Annotated in this window: 13 protein-coding genes and 1 tRNA gene; 8 read left to right on the plus strand and 6 right to left on the minus strand. The window is 61.8% G+C overall.

Going from position 1 to position 18,862, the window contains the following annotated elements; genetic code table 11:
• Nucleotides 1-288 precede the first annotated feature (288 nt).
• A complete protein-coding gene (locus tag QX070_RS06820; protein WP_315736159.1) occupies nt 289-3,393 on the plus strand; it encodes a DEAD/DEAH box helicase in 3,105 nt (1,034 codons plus the stop codon).
• 278 nt (nt 3,394-3,671) lie between these two features.
• Here the strand turns inward: QX070_RS06820 and QX070_RS06825 are convergent, their stop codons facing one another.
• A complete protein-coding gene (locus QX070_RS06825) occupies nt 3,672-5,375 on the minus strand; it encodes a hypothetical protein (protein WP_315736160.1) in 1,704 nt (567 codons plus the stop codon).
• A gap of 230 nt (nt 5,376-5,605) precedes the next feature.
• Between QX070_RS06825 and QX070_RS06830 the strand changes: the two genes are divergently transcribed.
• The 5 genes from QX070_RS06830 to QX070_RS06850 all read left to right on the plus strand — a co-directional run bounded on the left by QX070_RS06830 (nt 5,606) and on the right by QX070_RS06850 (nt 11,820).
• A complete protein-coding gene (locus tag QX070_RS06830) occupies nt 5,606-6,712 on the plus strand; it encodes a phosphatase PAP2 family protein (protein WP_315736161.1) in 1,107 nt (368 codons plus the stop codon).
• A 17-nt stretch (nt 6,713-6,729) separates the two neighbouring features.
• Entirely contained in the window at nt 6,730-8,847 is a 2,118-nt protein-coding gene (locus QX070_RS06835) for a S8 family serine peptidase (protein ID WP_315736162.1), read from the plus strand.
• Between the two features lie 261 nt (nt 8,848-9,108).
• Complete coding sequence (locus QX070_RS06840) at nt 9,109-9,414, plus strand: hypothetical protein (RefSeq protein ID WP_315736163.1); 306 nt, start codon at nt 9,109-9,111, stop codon at nt 9,412-9,414.
• A 100-nt stretch (nt 9,415-9,514) separates the two neighbouring features.
• A complete protein-coding gene (locus tag QX070_RS06845) occupies nt 9,515-10,531 on the plus strand; it encodes a hypothetical protein (protein WP_315736164.1) in 1,017 nt (338 codons plus the stop codon).
• 218 nt (nt 10,532-10,749) lie between these two features.
• Nucleotides 10,750-11,820 carry a hypothetical protein gene (locus QX070_RS06850; RefSeq protein ID WP_315736165.1) on the plus strand — a complete coding sequence of 357 codons (1,071 nt, stop codon included), beginning with the start codon at nt 10,750-10,752 and terminating at the stop codon, nt 11,818-11,820.
• Nucleotides 11,821-12,181: 361 nt separating this feature from the next.
• On the opposite strand, the gene QX070_RS06855 is transcribed toward QX070_RS06850, so the two are convergent.
• Complete coding sequence (locus QX070_RS06855; protein ID WP_315736166.1) at nt 12,182-12,313, minus strand: hypothetical protein; 132 nt, start codon at nt 12,311-12,313, stop codon at nt 12,182-12,184.
• 1,644 nt (nt 12,314-13,957) lie between these two features.
• Here QX070_RS06855 and QX070_RS06860 point away from each other — a divergent pair.
• Complete coding sequence (locus QX070_RS06860) at nt 13,958-14,377, plus strand: hypothetical protein (RefSeq protein WP_315736167.1); 420 nt, start codon at nt 13,958-13,960, stop codon at nt 14,375-14,377.
• A gap of 431 nt (nt 14,378-14,808) precedes the next feature.
• Here the strand turns inward: QX070_RS06860 and QX070_RS06865 are convergent, their stop codons facing one another.
• Together QX070_RS06865 and QX070_RS06870 are read right to left on the minus strand one after the other, a co-directional pair.
• Nucleotides 14,809-16,110, minus strand: a complete 1,302-nt coding sequence (locus tag QX070_RS06865; protein ID WP_315736168.1) for a hypothetical protein — start codon at nt 16,108-16,110, stop codon at nt 14,809-14,811.
• 399 nt (nt 16,111-16,509) lie between these two features.
• A tRNA-Leu gene (locus QX070_RS06870) sits at nt 16,510-16,594 on the minus strand.
• A 173-nt stretch (nt 16,595-16,767) separates the two neighbouring features.
• Here QX070_RS06870 and QX070_RS06875 point away from each other — a divergent pair.
• Nucleotides 16,768-17,301: a disulfide bond formation protein B gene (locus tag QX070_RS06875; RefSeq protein WP_315736169.1), complete on the plus strand. Its 534-nt coding sequence runs from the start codon at nt 16,768-16,770 to the stop codon at nt 17,299-17,301.
• On the opposite strand, the gene QX070_RS06880 is transcribed toward QX070_RS06875, so the two are convergent.
• Nucleotides 17,298-18,383 (minus strand): AbrB family transcriptional regulator, encoded by a 1,086-nt coding sequence (locus tag QX070_RS06880; protein WP_315736170.1) that lies wholly within the window; start codon nt 18,381-18,383, stop codon nt 17,298-17,300. The genes QX070_RS06875 and QX070_RS06880 overlap by 4 nt on opposite strands.
• Before the next feature lie 83 nt (nt 18,384-18,466).
• Nucleotides 18,467-18,778 carry a PsiF family protein gene (locus QX070_RS06885; protein WP_315736171.1) on the minus strand — a complete coding sequence of 104 codons (312 nt, stop codon included), beginning with the start codon at nt 18,776-18,778 and terminating at the stop codon, nt 18,467-18,469.
• Nucleotides 18,779-18,862 lie beyond the last annotated feature (84 nt).

Consider the following 18,862-nt stretch of genomic DNA (forward strand, 5'->3'; position numbering starts at 1 on the left):
CGCACTTAAGGGGAGAACGGTGATCGACACTCCGAAGTTTGGATCCCTTGGAGCCGTCGAATCCGCTAAAGCTCGACAAAGATTCGCAGGCTTGCCTAGCATTCGTCAATTCAGCACGAGAATTCAGTGACCACTGCTCTTCGTACGCTCCGTGGCTCAACGCCGCGCAAGAACACATCAGCAAAGCGCTCCGTGTCACCAAAGGCCGCCCCGCGGAAGAAGACATCGGTTGCGACAACAACGAAGGCTCCGATTCGGACTGGCATTTCCTCCTCGTCTCCACTGGGCATGTTGGCGCTGTATCTTACGGCGCGATGGCGTGCTTCGGGCCGAGGCGGACTTGTATTCCTCGCCGAAAATGAGAGCCGAGCCGAGCTGTTGGGGTCGATCATCCCAGTTATCGAGCCGAGCTGTGATGTGCTCGTCTATCCCCGTTTGAACACGCTTCCGTTCGATCAGCTTGAGCCTTCACGTGATATCGCGGGCCGGCGGAGCTCCGTCTTGAGACGCCTTGCCAGGGCAAAGAAGCCGATCCTGCTGATCACGACGGCGGAGGCCATAATGGAGCTCCTGCCGTTGCCTGCGAACTGGTCTCGTATCGGATTTCCACTTCGGACCGGGGCCGTCTATTCCGAGGAAGACCTTGAGGCCCGTCTGAAAGCTCTCGGGTACGACCTGGACGATAGTCCGGATTATCCCGGTGGAGTTTTGTTTCACGGCAACACCTTCGAGATATTCCCAGCCGGCGCGTTCGGACCTTTTAGGATAGAGCATTCCGGAGGGAAAATCCGGCGCATTGCAGCGATCAATCCGATAGACCAAGAGGTGATTTCCGAAACGAAGGAGCTCCTGATTGACCCGATGTCCGAGCGGCTGGCGTTCACGGGCCGGGCTCGAAGAAGGTCCAGCCTATTGGACTATTGTGCGCGCGCCAAATGGATCGCCGACAGTACCGTGCCCAGGCACGCCGACACCTGGTTGAGCACGATCGAGGATGCGGCCGCCCGCAGTGAGCGCGACCGTGCCTATCTCAGCCGACGCGAATGGGAGCTGGCGGCGAAGAAGATCACTGTGTTGCCGCCAACCACTCCGTATCGTGCGACGCCAGAGTTCTACAAGGCAGCCTCTCCGCGGAAGGCCCTCCGTGCATTTATCGAGGAAGCCCAGCGCGGTAGGGCACGTGTGCTTTTCGTCGCTGCGGTCGAAGCGGATTTGCGTGTGATGGCCCGGATGAGCGCTATCAAGGCTGAATGCGTGCCGGATTGGACGCACGCGACCGCAACGGGCAGGCAGCAGGCCGCATTGCTGGCAGGCTTCGATGCGGGCTTTGTCGTTCCTGGAAAGAAGCCGCTCGTGGTCATCACTGCTGCCGACGTGCTCGGCAGCAGGGCACACCAACCGCAACCGATGAACTGGGCATGGACGCCCGGCTTCGATTCGGGAGACCTCCCTGAACTCGGATCCGTGGTCGTTCATCTGCAACGTGGACTCGCACGCCTTGGCGGCTTGAGATCCATGGGCACGGGAGATCTTTCGGCGCGCGAGATGGTCAGGTTGGTATTCGCCGGAAACGATGCCGTTCTCGTCCCTCTTGCAGAATTAGCCCTGATCTGGCCCTACGCCGCTGAGCTCGGAGACACCTCGCTGGACAAGGCCGACGGCAGCTCATGGCGGCCGCGGCGAGCTGCTGCCGAGACGGAGATTCATGTGGTCGCAAAGGAGCTGGCCAAGCAGATGAGTCAGCGCCGGCGGCGCCCGGCTCCGAAGCTCGTGCCGCGCCCTGCTGTCTATGAGAAGTTCGTCGCGCGTTTTCCCTATTTCACTACCCCCGATCAGGCGAAGGCCATCCGCGACGTTCTGGATGATCTTGCATCGGGGCACCCGATGGACCGGATCGTCTGTGGGGACGTCGGCTTTGGCAAAACCGAGGTGGCGCTGCGAGCAGCGGCAGCCGCAGTGCTGGCCGGAAAGCAGGTCGCTATCGTCGTGCCGACGACAGTGCTGGCACGACAGCATGTCGAAACGTTCCGCAAGCGCTTCGCGCCTCTTGGCATCGATGTTGGAAACCTGTCGCGGGTTGCCTCGGCCGCCGAAGCGCGAAAGGTAAGGGAGCGTCTCAAGAGCGGAGAACTCAGGGTCGTCGTCGGGACCCTCTCGCTCGCATCCAAGGAGGTGAGATTTGCCGAGCTTGGCCTGATCATCATTGACGAGGAGCAGCATTTCGGCGCTGCTGAGAAAGCCATGCTGTCGGGCCTCAATAAGAACGGTCACAGGCTCTGGATGAGTGCGACTCCGATCCCCCGCACACTTGCGGCCGGCTTGACGGGCTTGAGGGATCTCAGCGTGATCGCGACCCCGCCGGTCCATCGTGTTCCGGTTGCCACCAAGGTGGCACCGCTCTCGGACATAGCTATCGCCGCTGCCCTGGTTCGTGAGCACAGACGTAACGGTCAGAGTTTTGTCGTTTGTCCGCGGATCCAGGATCTCGATCCCCTGCTGGCCAGGATCCACGCGCTGGCGCCGGAACTACGTATCATTACCATTCACGGCAAGTTGCCAACGGACGAGATTGACGAGCGATTGATGGGGTTCGTCGAAGGTCGTGCCGATGTACTACTTGCAACCAACATCGTGGAAAGCGGCCTCGACATTCCACGTGCGAACACTATCGTTGTGTGCTGGCCAGAAAAATTTGGCCTGGCACAATTGCATCAGCTCAGGGGACGCGTAGGGCGCGGCGGCATCCGGGCGTTTGCACATTTCCTGACGGAAGGCGGCTCCGAACGCTCGGAAAAACGGCTTTCCGCCCTCGAGGAATTGAGCCGTCCGGGCGCCGGCTTCGCGATCAGCGCTCGCGACCTCGACCTCCGCGGCGGCGGCGACCTGCGCTCCGATCGACAATCCGGCCACACGCAGGTGTTCGGACCGACGCTTTACGGCCACCTTCTTACGCTTGCCCTGGAGGGAGACCGCGATGGAATGTCCGCGCTCTGGATCCCTGAGCTGAATCTTCCCATCCCTGAGCTGCTTCCCGCGAGCTATGTGCAATCGGAGGCGGTCCGGCTCGAGATCTATGCTCGAGCCGCTCGGTGCCGGAGTGATGACGAGCTGGAGGAGCTCGAGGATGAAACGCACCGCCGATTCGGCAAGCTGCCATCTGAGGCCAGCAATTTCTTTGCTGTCGCCAAGCTCAGGGTAGATTGCCGGCAACGGGGGATCATGCGTCTCGATGTCGGCCCGGATGCGATTGCTGCAACGATGCTCGCAGGGAGGATCGGTAAATTACGCTCGCGGTCACTGCAGCGCGAGGGCGATCGCGTCGTCTATCCCGGACGCAGCGATGAGCCTGCCCTACGAAGGGTCGAACAGTTCTTGGATCTATTGGACGAATGAAGGGTGACGCGTCACTCGACTTGAAGCGATCCTGTGGACCCTCCTCGGCGCCTGAAATGAAAGCGATGGAGCTTGACCCGTGGCAAGGACGATTGAGAGAACCTTGTTGCGCTGACGCAGAGACGATCGTTGTTCTGAAGCGGCTCGTCGGAGGAGGCTTCCTTTGGCTTTTCTTTCGTGGCCTTCGCCCGCGTCATCAGTCGTGCGCGTGGACTGCGTTGCGACCGTAAGCGATCGCGTCTGCCGCTCCACAACCTCTCGGATGAAGCGTGACGCCGCTAGAACTGTTGGGCTGGCAGCGAGTTGATGATTGATGTCCGATGGAGGCCAGCCGCGGGATAGGCCTTATCCCTCAGCTTGTCATATGAGAAGTCTGGTTCCGTTGTCTGTAGCTTGCGAACCATCTCGAAAGAAAGCTCACGGTGCCCATTATGCGCATAGAGAGCCGACAAATATCGCAAGGGGGGCGCAAAGGTCGGAGCAAGAGCATGGCTGGCTTCTGCAAGATGGACGGCCTTGTCTAGTTCTCCCGCCATCGTCCCCGCAATGCAGCTCAGGGCATCGAGCTGAAAACGGAAAGGCGCCGCACCAGCGATCGTACGGGCAAGCAATGTGTGCTGGAAGCCGTCCTCTGGTTTGCCGAGATAGCTCTTTGCGATTCCCAGGCAGGCCCAGGCGATCGGGTTGGCGTGGTTCAGTTGAATGGCTCGCTCGGCCAGCTCATAGGCGGCAACGTACGAGCGTCGCATCATGGAATGGACATGCGCGCTCAGGCCAGCAACATAGGAGTTGTAGGGTTCGAGCTCCAGCGCCCGGTACATCAGATCGAAAGCCTCCGCCTCGATCGTCTGGCGGCAGTTGAATTGGCGTTCGGCGAGCATGAAGGTGCGCAAATAGGCGCGCCACGCGAGGTAGATACCGCGTGGCTCGGCCGCGAAAGCAGCCGCGAACAGCTTGTCGGCGGACTCGAAGTTGGCTCTGCCAAGTCGAAACAGGCGCAGGATACCAGCATAGCATAGATGGGAGGCAGACCTCGGAGCGCCATCCTCGATATGAGCGAGCTGATCGACGGCGAAGTTGACCACCAGGTTGATGGTTCTCATCACATTGGTGTCGTTCAGGTCGAGCGTACCGTCGCCGTTGATCTGCAATGTCGACGACCATGCCAGCGTGTTCGCAGGGCGCTGCAGCAGCGCGAGCCGAACGATCTTGCTCGTGTCAGATCCGAACACATCAGAGCGCAGGGACAGCGTGCTGACCGAGGCGCCATCGTCACCAGTCAAGCCATCTCCGGGCAAAGTGTCCGCCGGCCAGGCGGCCGACGCGCTCATGTCGCGACGATCTTGGATCGTGGCTACGCCCAGTTCCTTGATCGTCTTGGCGATGGAATCGACGAGGCTATCCGTCACGACCGCGGCATCCGACGGGCCTGTCCGGCAGCCGGGGATCAGGACGATCCGGTTTCGTGAGGGCCGCTCCTTGGGGGGCTGCAGGTGCTCTGCAAGGTCGGTCGCGAGATTGGCGGCGTGGTGGAGTTCAGGCGCCGGCGCGACGTGCGTCTGGAATCGCGCACGCTCCTCGCGCAGCCAATCCTCGAACTCCTCCTCTGCAATGTCAAAGCCTTCAAGAAACTCACCTTGGGGAGGCGCCATCGTCTGCTGCGGTGATGCGGTAGCGTAACGGGCGATGTCGGTCTCAAATAGCTTTGGATCGAGCGAAATGACGAAGCTGTCAGCGCAAAGCAGAGAGCGGTAGTCGCCCAGCGCCTTGCGGATTTCGGTCAGGCTTTGGCGAAGGCTGGCCGCGCCTTGCTCCTTGCCGCGGCTACCCCAGAGCCTGTCCTGGATCCAGACCCGCGATCGCTTGTGCTCACGCGCCAGCGCCAACATCGCAATGAGAGCGCAAGCCTTGCGTCCTCTGGGCGTGCAATCCTCGCCAGAAGCCTTGACCACGCGAAACGGACCAAGAAGCTTGATCAGCAATTTTGGATCGGAGCTCACATTCGTCGCCCACAACCATGATGTAATCAGTCGTGAAAATACGGAAACCAATGATTGAGTAGTGAAGTCTCCAACACCCTTGCTGTCAACGTGAAAAATCCGTGAAACGCCGTCATTTCGAAGGCGGGCGGCTTGACCGCGCGTGCCGTCAAAACGACCATTCAGTGGTAACGGGCGGAGCAAGTCCGCCGGGCCAGGCAGGGAGGCGGCAGATGGCATGGCTAAGCGGTGAGAGCGGAGAAAGCGGCGAAAGTGGTGAGAGCGGCGAAAGCGGTGAGGGCCGCCGTGCTCGCGCCTCATCGCACGCACGCGCGCTGATTACCAGCCGGGAGGGCGTTGTCGGCTACTGGAACCAGCCGTCACACATTCCTGATCACTATACTGCCGGGCCAGAGGCGCTCGATCGCTGGTCGCGCGACGTGCGACTGCGCATCTTCGCGGGCGAGCTGTTGTCGGGCCTTGTCTATGACGAAGGCGAGACCTCGATCTCGCTTCAGTACCGTGGCCGCAGCGATGAGACGTTCACGCCGATCGTGCACATGATCCGTCCCAATGCCGCGGACTTCGCCAGACAAGCGGCTTGGGTGTTCAACTATGCCGCGCTGCGGATGGAACGCAGCAGCGAGATCCTGGCCGAGCTGCACGATTTCACCAGCTTCTTGGGTCTGGTCGGATACTGGAATCCGAGCCGCAGCCCGCACACCGCCGAGCTGCTGGCGCTGATCCTGCAGGTGACGACCACGATCGAAATGCGGGTCAAGCATGCGCTCACCTGCCGGCGCCCAATCGAATATTCACCCCAGATACAGCCGATGATCCAGACGCCGGGGCATGGCTCGCTGCCGAGCGGCCATGCCACGGAATCCTTTGCCGCGGCCTTCGTGATCAATGCCCTCATGCGCAAGGCGAGGACCGGGCGGGATGATGTCGATGCGACCGATCCAGTGTTCGTGCAGCTGATGCGCCACGCCGAGCGCATTGCCATCAACCGGACGGTCGCCGGCGTGCATTTTCCGGTCGACAGCGTGGCCGGTATGGTGCTGGGCTGGACCTTGGCGGAGCTGTTCATTGCGCGCTGCTCCGGCTGCGGCCAGGTCACGATGCGCAAGTTCGACGGGCGGGGGTTCAACGACGATTTCCGCTACGACGATGTGCTGGCGATGTCCTACAGGCGATCGGCCGCTGCGAACGTCGCCAGCGAGCAGGGTGGGGGCGGCGCGATCATCGAGGCCGGCACGCCATCGACCGTTCCGGCCTCGCCGATCTTGCAGCATCTCTGGACGCAGGCGCTCGCCGAGTGCCGCCTGATCGTCGGCTGACACGAAAGGACAGGCGCATGAGAGACTGGCGAGGAGATCGGGCCGAACGGGCCAATCCCTATCTCGACTGGGAGTTGCGCAACAGGCCACTTGGCAAGAGGCTGGACTGGTGCAGCGCGCAGATCCAACTGCTGCCGGAGGCCAACGGCAGCTATGTGGCCCATCTCGGCCAGTTGGCCGCCATGGTGGCCGCCGGCCACGAGCCGGATGAGCCTGCAGGCGCGCTGACCATCCGCATGTCGGCCGACGAATTCGATCTGCTGACGAAGCTGATCGACGACATCCGCATCGGTCGCGTCCGGCCGCCGGACGATCCGCGCGATGTGCAGTTCTTTATCTACCGGCCCGAAGACATCGCCAATCGCACTGCCGCCAACGGTCTCTTCACGGCGATCCATGTCGGCCCGCCGATTCCAGGGCTCCGCTTCGACTCTGTCATCGCCGCGCCGACCGATCTCGGCAAGCCGTTGACGGATTTGACGCGGCAGGTCGCTATCGGCGTCATCGATGACGGCATCGCTTTTGCCAACCGCCGTTTTCGCAGCAGGAGCGGCAGATCGCGCATCCGAGCGATCTGGCTGCAGGATGTCGAGCGCCGGACCAAGGATTTCGGCGTCGCCGCCGGGCAGCGGCTCACCGGCGATGAGCTCGACGTGCTGTTTGCGGCGAATGCGAGCGAGGCCGACATCTATCGCGCGTTCGGCATGACCGATTTCGGCAATGATCAGCACAAGCCGCTGGCGCAACGGGTCTCGCACGGCACACACATCCTCGATCTCTCCGGCGGCTACGATCCGACCGCGGAAGATATCGGTAGCAAGCGGCCTCTGTTGGCGGTGCAACTGCCGTCGCCGGTGTCCGGCGATACGACCGGCGTCACCATGGCGAGCTACGTGCTGCAGGGGGCGCGCCAGATCATGCTGTGGGCCGACCGGATCAGCCCGAAGCTGCCGCTCGTCATCAATTTCAGCTATGGCATCGCCGCCGGCCCCAAGAACGGCAGCCACGAGATCGAGCAGGCTCTGTCGCGGATGATCGAGCGCCGCAACCAGAGCGGCGGGCCGACCTATCTGGTGCTGCCGGCCGGCAACAGCTATCGCGAGCGGACTACGGGCCGGATGGCTGTGCAGCCCGGCGCCTCCGATCAGATCGACTGGATCATGCTGCCGGATGACGGTACGTCCAATCATCTCGAGATCTGGCTCGACGGCGAAGCGATCGCGCAGCAATGGCCGCGTGTCGGCATCAGCCTGACGCCGCCCGGCGGCGTGCCGCGCATGATCGATGGATTCGGTGATGGCGATGTGCAGGTGCTGGAGGATGACGGCAAGCCGATCGCCGCCATCAATGGCCACCTGGCCAAGGTGGCCGGCCAGCCCGATCGCGTCCGCTTTCATCTGTCGGTCAATCCGACCACCGCGCGCTGGAGCGTGAGGCATCCAGCGCCGGCCGGACGCTGGCGGCTTTCCGTCACCAACGGATCGGAGGCGCCGCTGACCGCACATCTCTACATCCAGCGCGACGATACCCCGCTGGGCTACGTGCAGCATGGACGTCAGTCCTATTTCGATCATGCAGGGGGCTATCAGCGTGCGGCGTTGGATGGCAGCTACAGCGATCCGGACAGCAGCGGCTGCCCCATGACTCGCGAGGACACACTGTCGGCGCTCGCGACCGGCGCGGGCGCGCTCGTGGTCGGCGCCGTCGATGCCGCGGGCCAGCCGACGGATTATACGGCGAGCGGTCCGACGCCGGGGCGCGCCGAGCCCGATTGTGCTGCCATCGCCGACCAGGGGCCCGCGCATTGGGGCGTGCTCGCGGCCGGTACCCGGAGCGGTTCGGTGGTGGCGATGCGCGGCACCAGCGTGGCAGCGCCGCAACTCGTACGTAGGCTCGCAGATTATCTCGCATCGCTGCAACCAGGCCCGGTGCTTGCGTCGCTTGCGGTGACCGACGGTCCCGTGGCGAGCTCCGACGTCCCGCCGCCGGGCGCCGCCGTGCTCGAGCCGATCAAGCAGGATGCGGTCGCCGCTTCGCCGTGTGACAAGGCCCGTATCGGTGGTTTCATCCTGCGTGCGAGCGGCCACCCCGGCCTGCCGCCGCGGACCTATCCGCGCAGCCCAAACTTGCGCTGATCCCGACTCCCCGGTTCGCCGCCGCGCAGTTGCAGCATGCTGGCAGACAGTGAGCCAGCACAGGCGCGCGCCTCGACTCCCAGCCTGCACCCGATGCCTCTTGTGCTGCGCCCTTGCCGACGCGCGCGATAGCGCAAGTGCGTGAGTGCAGATGGCGTCGTTCCGATGCATTTTTGACGATGCTCTTGCGATGTCCTGACGATCGTCTCACACCACCTCGGCATAGTTCCTCCCGTGCAAACGAGACAACAGGAGGATTCAATGCGCAGATCCAATATCCGTATCGTGATGGGCTTGATCATCTCGCCCTTGCTGATGTCCCAGGCCTCCGGTCAGAACCTCAAGGACCTGGTGCCGACCTATCAGCCGCATCAACAAACCGACAGCGAGCGGTTGCAGAACTTCCACGCTCCAGCCCCGCCTCCGACCAACTATCCGAACATCAGCCGTGATCCTTCCACCAACGAGCCGCGGCTCAACGTCAACCGCGATGTCTCGCTCGGCGGCAACGTGACCCGCAACAGCGCCGAGGGAAACGTCCGCTTCCCGATTCCGGGATCTCGCTAGGCGCTGTTCGGCGACCTGGATGGCAGCTCGCCGTCCAGGCGCGGCGTCTCGAAAGCGGGCCGCTGATTCAAACAATCATGATGACCTGAGGAGATTGCAGATGAAGAGTCTTCGACTGATGGCCTGCTCCGCCATGCTGTTGCCCAGCGTCGCTCTGGCGCAACAGCAGATTCCGACAGGCTCACTGCCGCCCGACATCGCGGCCGCGATCAAGGCGGCTCCGCTGACGCAGACGCTGATTCCGATCAGCGGTGAGGAGAAATTCGCGCAGCAGATCATCAAGGCAGACGAGATTTCCTTCGCGGCGGGGGCAAAGCTGACGCTGACCGGATTGAACTATCCCTACATCGTGGTGGCCGCGCAACGCATCAAGTTCGCCAACCCCGACAGCTACAGCATCATCCAGCGCGATCCGCAGGCCGTGGCCGCCGTCGGCAGTGACGGCCCTGCAGGTCCCAATGGCGCCGACAATCCCGGCGAGACCAACCGGACCGGCAATCCAGGCTATCCCGGCGGCCCCGGCGGGCCTGCCGTGGCCGGACAGACCCGGCAACTGCCCGACGTCTATCTGGTCGCCGGAGAGCTCTCCGATCCGAAAGGGCCGATCCCGGCTGGTCTTCTCAACCTCGTCCTTCTCTTCCGCGGCATTGACGGCGGCGATGGTGGGACCGGGGGAAAAGGTGGCAACGGCGGTCGGGCCGGAAACGGCAAGGAAGGGGCCACGAGTCTGTTCGACTGCAAGGAGGGTGGCGGCCCCGGCGGGACGGGAGGCGCTGCCGGTTCCGGAGGACGCGGCGGTGACGCCGGCGCTGGGGGACAAGGCGCCGATCTCGTCTTCGTCACGACCAGACCTGCCTACGAAGTCCTGAGCTATTCGCGGATCAACAATGTCGGCGGGCGGGCCGGGCTCCCCGGTCGGGGCGGCAGCCCGGGCAATCCGGGCCCCGGCGGCCAGGGCGCGCCGGCCAATGGCTGGTGCAAGGGCACGGGCGGAGGATCGCCAGGCAATTTCCCGTCGCCTGCAAACCTCGGCTTCGGCAATCCGTCTGCGGACGGCGCAAAGGGCACGGTCACGGCGGTCATTCTTCCGTCCGTCGGTCCTCTGTTTGGCAAGTGATGCGGCGAGCGGCGGATGAAACCTGCAGGCCGCGTCCTGCAGGTTTCGTCCGCCAGCGCGCGAACGCGCACTCACCTTCTCCTACCAGAAGGGGCGCAACGAGGAGACGGCCAGGCGAACGGACCTGTACAAGCTCTCGCTCAATTTCAGGACCTGTGCCGCCTTCGCTGGCTTCTCGGGCGGACGCTGCACCGCCGATAAGGACTGAGCTGGTAGTCATGACCGGGTTCTGGAAGCTCTACGGCTTCACGACGGAGGGAGATGATATGGACAAGGCCATCGACGGTTTCGTTCAGGTGCTGAGCTTCGTGCTCGCCTCATCCTCGACCGCAGCGCTGCTGGCGGTCGGACTGATCCTGCTGCTCATCACCACGGTGTTCGCCTGCATCGCGCTCAGGTCAAAACCGGAAGAGGTCACCTCGTTCTTCAAGGCGGCGTTCTTCCTTTGCCTGGTTGGTGGCATCCTGTTCTCCGCGGCCGGCCCGTCCCTGGCGCTGTTCTACGTGTCGCAGGATCCGATTCGCAGGAAGTCGGTCAATGAAGCGATCGACGATCTCGCCAGCAACAGACGTGTGCGCTATGTCATCCGCATGATCTCGCGCAGCCCCTCCGATGCCGCCCTCGGCATCGACGCGCTGACCCAGCTCGGTCCGCCCCGGCAGAGATATTCCTTCGTCGCCGACTACGAGGAGTTGAAGGGTCATACGGTCAAGGAAGCGCTCGACCTGTTCGGCATCGGCTATGTCGCCGGATACCGTGTATCAGTCGTGATCTTTCCCCTGCAGATCGATCTCTATCCGGCCAATGCGCGGGGGCTGTTGCAGGTCGTCAGCAATGTCGAGGCCGGCGTCGCGCCGGAGGATCGCTTTCTCAAGCCCGGCAAGCTTCACGACGCGGAGCTCAAGGAGTTCGGCGACACCGGCATTCAGACCTACCGTATCGACAACTTCAAGCCGTTCTACCCGCATTATTGCGAGCTGGCGCAGACCTTCTTCTGCGGGCGCTACGCCGCCAAGGAGCTCGTCGGCGGCCTCTACCGCGATTGGCATCCGCTCGGCTTCTCGCAGAAGAATCCACCGACCCAACCCTGCACGATTCCCAAGGAGAAGTTCTGCGCCTTCTCGGACTGGGACAAGGTGCGGCAGGACTTCAAGGGCCACTTCGGTGTTCGCGCGTTCCTGATCGAAAATCTCGAGATTGGCAAGATTCCCGGGCGCATGCTGTTCGACTTCCAGGATCCGCAGCGCGACAGGATCCCCGAGTTGGGGCTTCCACCGGCGCTCGACTGACCTACGCTTGTCAGCGAAGGAAGCCTATGGAGGTCCGGTAGGTAGTGCCTGCCCACCAGGAGATGGACCCGTTGAAGGCACGTACAGTTCGGGGGAGTTTGGTCGTGTTGGCCTCGATCATTGAAAGCAGCAGCGCAGGGTTTCTCGCCGATCACGCAGAATGCTTCGGGATGCGTCGTAGCGCGCGCATGCTGTCCTACTCATTGGCCTACCAAGCCATCATGCGCACCGGCTCCTGCCAAGACTCCGCTGCGTGCGTATAGGCGCGGCAAACCTCGTTGACTTCTTGATGCGCAAGCCGGCGCTCAATCGCATCCGCGTTCCATTGGCCACCTTCATTCAATGGGACCGAGGCGGTCGATCAAAGACCGTGAGCGGTGATCTCGGTCTTATCGCAGCCGAGTCTGCATAGCGCAGCATTCAGCGTATTGTCGTCGATCGGGCGACGATAGGCGAAGCGCCAGAGTTTCGATCCGGTCGCGGTGACGAGCATGAAGAGCTCGCTTCATCTGAGCGCTTGTAGCCTTTCTCAGCCGGCTTCAGGTGCGGGAAATAGGGGCCGGACTTGGCCGGCATAGGTTCGATTCCACCCAAGACTTGCGATACATGACCCCCGCGAACTCCCATCAAGGATACCAGTAGAGAGGACGGATACCAACAAGACGGGGCGGACGCCGGCGAAGGGGCAAACGGCGGCTTGTCTTTGATCTTGAGGGGGGAACGAACGTCGGCGGATGCGAGCGGAGGGTGAAATGATGCCCTGGCCGGAATCGAACAATGGCCAATACTGTCGTAAAATCAGGCTCTTCCGGAAGCCCTGCCAGTCTGTACTCACAGCGTTACTCACACGGTTTTTGGTTCCCAACTCGGGCTGGTTCGGTTCTCATTCGATCGAAATTCTCGCCGGCTCTTCAAATGTGTCGGTTGATCTCGTGCGCGGCGGACGAAGCGAGGCGTCCGCCAATTTCTTGCACGAACTGTGAACTCATGGCACGCGCAGGCTCCTGCGGTAAGTGACCGACTGCCTGCTGTGCTTCACGATGACCAGTCCGGTCAGGCGTCAGCATCAGAAAATCCATTGACGCCGGAAGAATGGAGCCAATGAGTCTCCCTCCTTGTAAACGAGGGTAAATAGGGAGCACGCACATTGGCTAGCGCCTGTCGGATTTCATCATATAAATACCGAGCAGAATGCACGCTCCTATGACTATCCATGTTTCCATGGTGCCGGACACATTCGTAAAAAATGCTTTGCTGAACCCCGGCAGGGCAGCAGTAAGGATCAGCGCAAGAGCGATCACAAAGAGTAAGAACCAAAGCGCCATTTTGAATAGGAATTTTCCAGGCATAGCCGCAAATTACCCGTGGTAGATAAGAGCGACTGCGAGACCCGCTCCTATGGAGATCGACCAGAGCGTAATGTCGGAGTGTCCTAGTCCTGAATCGTACAGAAATATTCTCGTTAAAAGGGTGGTGAGGATGCTGGCAATTGCGCGCTTCATCATCGTCGATGTGGCACCCGTAGGACCCCTCATACCACCGGTCAGAGCTACAAGGGCTAGCAGCGCAAGGACGAGCAGCGCAAAAACTCCGCCTAGGTATTGATAGTCGACCACGGAAGCCCTCTTCGCGCCGAGTGATCTAAATCTACGTTAGATGAAATTGGATTGCCAGAGATTGTGGAGTGGACTTTCTCGGAAACGCCTTCAGCGTATAGGGAGGTGGCATTCTAATCGCGGACCCGCGGACAGAGTTGGTCCGTATGCTCTGCTCTTGGCAGCTCGCAATGTACGCTGCAGAAGGCACCCTTCCCGCGGATTAATTTGCAGAGTGGTGCTTCATTCGAGCTCAAATTCTAGCAAGAGAGATTGGGTCGAGAGACGATAGTCGTCTAAGAGCTTGTTGATTTAATCTCGCGCTGAAGTAGTATCCGGTCTGATTTCACCATTTGATATTTGACAGGTGCGACATGTACCGTCCTTTCTGCAAGAATTGCGGCAGCACCCATGAAGGCCAAAAACTCTACCAATGTGTAAACTGCAAAAAGAACTATTGTGGGGATTGTCTAGACTGGTACTGCAAAAATTGCGGCCAAGAGACATACCCCGGCACGTCCGGCCTGCCATTCGGGGGTAGGATGGGAATCGACGAAGTCGGTTCTATCAAGGATGTGGCCCGGCACGAAAGGCTCAGGCGTGAGCAGGAAGCTTACGACTATCAGCAGGAACAGATTGCATTAGCAGCTCGGCAGCGCGAGTACGAACGAGAGGAGGCCGCAAGAGAAAGTTACTCTCAAGAGGTTGACCGGAAAGGCCTCGGTCCGCTTGGCAATGCCTATAGAGCAATCATTGGACTGGGCGCGTTTGTTGGTTTCGCGGCGGGTATTGTCATCGCTATCAGCGACGGGTTTAATTTTGTCGGTATATTTATTTCGGGATTTATTGTTGCTCTGATCGTCGGCGGCGCGCTGGCACTTGCTGGCGCGATGCTTCTGCGCTTTTGGTGGGTTGTCCTCCTAGGCGGGCTGATTGCGCTATTCTCGGCCATGCGGCACTAGAAAAGTCCCACCTCATTGTCGGGTCGGAGCATGTGCGAGGGAGGCAGTAATCATCTGCACTAGCGTAGGGTCTATAGCTTCGTGCACCAGCTCCTCAATAGTGTCGTACGGTCCTTGCCAGGGCGTCTCTGCTGGGGGAAACTAGAAGTAATACCCTTCGTCTCTTTGCTCGACGTGGAGGGGTAAGACGCCATTGGCGATTTTTCGCATGATGGCTCCTGTGGTGGATTAGCCCTGCCGGTGCTTTGGGGAGTACAGGCCCAGTGGCCCAGCGTTCGTCTCCTCGAAGAATTGGAGTTTGCGTTCGCCACCGCAGACGGGGCAGTCGGCTCGATCCTTGATAATCTTCAGTCGGAGATTGGAATTTGTTGGAAGTGTAGAGTGCGCGTGGTCAAACATGGTGACCGTTATGGCACTGCATCACATCCCGGCTACCGCCTTACATATTTGACAACTTCGACTTCAGCTCGCGTGTTGCCGCACTCGTCGACCGAGAACGAATACATGCCGTGTTGCGTTGCAGTGAACACGCTGTCAGAGCAATCCGAGATAGGTGCACCGTTCAGCAGAATTTGGACGCCTCTACGGTTGCGGACGACCATCTGGTCCGCGTCGTCGAACTGCACGTGCTGCGGTATATACGGTGCAATAGACAGATGAAGTGTGCGAAGCACGGCTAGTGCCGGCTCGCGGCGGCTTGCAGTGGCGCGATCCTTGTTGGCCGGTTTGCGAGGAAAAGTGTCGGCTGTTTTGCGTTTCAATTCGCCAGCATCCCACGCAATAATCTTGACCTTGATCGCTTCGGTGTCGTCACCGGCTGAAGCGACAATCTCGTAGGTGCCGGCGTCTAAATTTAACGGAGCCCACCGACACCAAAAGGTGCCGCGTTGTGTCGGTGCTCGGAGGGGATCGCACTTACGTTCATTCGTGCCCTGGCGCAGCGTGAGCTGGAGTACTGTTTGTGATGGGATTGCATTTTCGAAGTACGCCAACGCTGCAAAGGTCGGTATAGGCGCCATGTACGTATCGTTAATGTCAGTGTCGGATAGTCCGCCACCCGCGGTATCGCGGCCTGTTTTTATGAGCGTGATTTGGGCCGGTGCTACGATGCGTGCTGGCGCTTGTGGTTGAGTGAGAGCGGTTGCAGGCTGCGATACTGTTGGGATCGCTGGCTGAGGAGCATACCGAGGCGCGGGAGCGGGCGTGTTGTTTGACGCCACAACATTATTCGCAGGTGGGCTGCGCAATATAAAGATGGCCCATGCAAAGAAGAGAATGCCGGCAATGACCGCGAAAGTCTTTATTCGTCCTAGAAGCGTTTCAAAAAAATCAACAAACGGATTTTCCGCGTATACATAATTGGCCTGCAACCAACGACCAAACGGCTCTGCTAATTGAACGGCGGCGTTAGCTTCAAGGCGAACATCGTTGATATTTTCAGAAATTCCGGACTGACCGTGTGAGTTCGGATTAGCGTGGCGAAATACGTGGATGAAAAATTGTCGCCCCGATGGTTGTAGGCGCGATTCAATATCTTGATAGATGTCGTTCGTATCCCGGAAGCGAGACTTGGTCTTGTCAGTCCGCTTATTCGTCATTTCTTCGGTTATGGGTATTGAATGGCGCTCGGCAATAAGTCGAGCGGCCAAGTCCGCAAAGCTGCGGATGCTGTTTAGCGAGGACGTGGGATACGTATCAACCTGCTCGACCGCAATGTTGGCGTAGTACGCCATGTCCTCCGGCAAAAAATCAAATGGGCCGGGCATAGTATGCGATATCAACCAAAGGGTTTACAGACCCGTCTATACCCCAAAAGGCGTACGCAAGAAAATAGGCCGCTAGGCGGCCTTGCTGTGCTGCTGCTTGAACTGGTCGAGCAAGTCGGCCCAACGAGCGCGATTGAGCAGCTTGGGCACCTCCCAAGCATCACGCGATCGCCGAACGGATCGCCGTAAGCGTCACTGTAGTAATCGACGCGCCCGTGCATTTCAGCGCCAACCTTGGCCTTGCACCGCGGACAGTCGATGATGAAGGTCGGCATCAAGACCTCGATTGTGATGGCGCGGGGAAGTCGCCCGCCCGCGCCAGTGGGAGCGATCAGCGAGGGCTCACCGAAGAGTAGCAGCGAAGGCTGGTGCCCCTGGCCGGAATCGAACCAGCACTCCTTGCGGAACTCGATTTTGAGTCGAGCGCGTCTACCAGTTCCGCCACAGGGGCATTCGCCGGGCCTGTGCAGGAACCATAGCGAAGCGGGCGGACTATAGCGGGCGGCCGGGCCGGGTCAACCCGCACGGACGTGATGGGCGCGCATCTCGACAGCTTTCGCGAGCCGGAGTAGGAGCCGGAACGGCCCGGCATTGGACCGGATGCAGCCCCGTTCGGGAGGACCGATGACCAATACGTCTGTGATGGCGCGCCCCGCGGCGGGAGCCATGAGCCCGGCGGTGGCGGCGGCGCTGCTCGCGGCCGGCATCGCGGCGGCGGCCTTGGCCGGCGCCTGGTACATGCAGCTGGTCTGGGGCCTGCAGCCCTGCGAGCTCTGCCTGAAGCAGCGCTGGGCCTATTATGCGATCGTGCCGCTCGGGCTGCTGATCGCGCTCGCCGCCAAAGGCGGCGCGCCGCGCGCGCTGGTGCTCGCGGGGCTCGGCGTGGTGGCGCTGGCCGCGCTCGGCAATGCCGGGCTCAGCGTCTATCACTCCGGCGTCGAATGGGGCTTCTGGCCGGGGCCGACCGAATGCACCGGGCCGATCGGCAATCTCGGCAGCGCCGGCAACCTCTTGGAGCGGCTCGACAGCGTCAAGGTCGTACGCTGCGACGAGGTGCAATTCCGCTTCCTCGGCCTGTCGCTCGCCGGCTACAGCGTGCTGATCTCGCTCGCCATCGCCGCCATCGCGGGCTGGGGCATCGCCCGGAAGCGCGCCTAGTCGTCGACATCCTCCTGCGGCCGTCCGAACAAATGGACGATGCCGGGGGTGGCGATCGTGACGAACACGAAGCGCGACAGGTGATGCGCGCCGACGAAGATCGGGTCGATGTGCAGCGTCAGCGCCAGCGCCATCATCGCGTCCATCGCGCCGGGCGCGAACGCGACGATGGTGTCGGAGAAGCGCACATGCGTCACCAGCACGATCACGGTGACGAACAGCGCCGATATCGCCACCGCGATCGCGAACGAGCCCAACGCAGCCCTGATATGGCCGACCAGGGTCTTCACCCGCATCCGGGCGAAGCGGCTGCCGATCAGGGCGCCGATGCCGACCAGCGCCACGCCGCGCATCCATTCCGGCAGGCCGCCCTCGACGAGGCCGGTGCCGTGCAGGACGCCGCTGGCGACCATCGCGCCGAACAGCCAGCTCGCCGGAAACCTGATCAGCTGCATCAGCATCGCCGCGACCAGCGAGGCCACCAGCAGCGCGAGCAGGCCGAGCGGCGAGGCGACGCTCTGGCCGAGCGAGATCGGCGCGGCCGGTGCGACGCCCGCCACCGCCAGCACCAGCGGCAGCGCCGCCGTCAGGATGATCACCCGCAGCGTCTGCACCACGGCGATCGCCGACAGGTCGGCACCGCGCTCGACCGCGAGCATCGTGATCTGCGACAGCGCGCCGGGACTGCCGGCGAGCAGCGCCGAGGTGCGGTCCCAGCCATGGATGCGCTGCAGATAGAGGCTGGAGCCGAAGGTCGAGCAGAACGTCGCGAGCGCCAGGAGGCCGATGGTCACCGGATAGGCGCTGACATGGTTGATCAGCTCGCGCGAGACCACGGCGCCGATCGAGATGCCGAGCAGCAGCAGCACGGTCTGGGTCAGGATCGGCGGCATCGCCAGCGGGCGGCCGGCGATTGCGGCGATCGCGGTCGCGATCATCGCGCCGGATATCAGCCCGCCGGGCAGATGGGCGACGAGGAAGATCAGGCCGCCGGCGGTGCCGAGCACGAGCGTCTCGATCGCGCTCAGGATCTTGGCGCGGCTCGGCAGCTCAAAGGGGAGGGAGGAGATGATCTGGCGCACGGCGCCTTATGCCAAAACCTGCCTGCGCGAACAATTCCCGCCGCTGCGCAGGCGCCATGCGCGCGTGCACCCGCAGGTGCCGGTCATTTCGGCTTCTCCGGCGTCGGCGCGGGAGCGGGCACGGGTGTCGCCGCGGCGGCCGCCGCCGCCTTGTCGCGCTTGCAGGCCGAGCGGAATTTGCCGCGTGCCTTGCCCTTCAGCCCCTGCTCGTCAGCCTCCTTGGAGCAGGCAACGGAAATCGTCCGCCGCGCCGCCTTGTCCAGGCTGGCGAACTTGTCGGTGGCGGCATCGGGCCGCGCCGGCAGCGTCAATCCGGGCTGCGAGCAGGCGGGGCCGGCGGTCCACAGGGTGGCAATTGCGATGGCCGCAATCGCCGCCCGGGCAGTGAATCTCATGCTGAAGTCCTCGAACGAAAGGCACGGCGCGATGTCCGGCGATGCTGAACCCGCAGTGAATGGAATGAGCCGGATCGCCGCGCG

This window comes from Bradyrhizobium sp. SZCCHNR1093, assembly GCF_032381175.1.
In the GTDB taxonomy this organism is placed as follows: domain Bacteria; phylum Pseudomonadota; class Alphaproteobacteria; order Rhizobiales; family Xanthobacteraceae; genus Bradyrhizobium.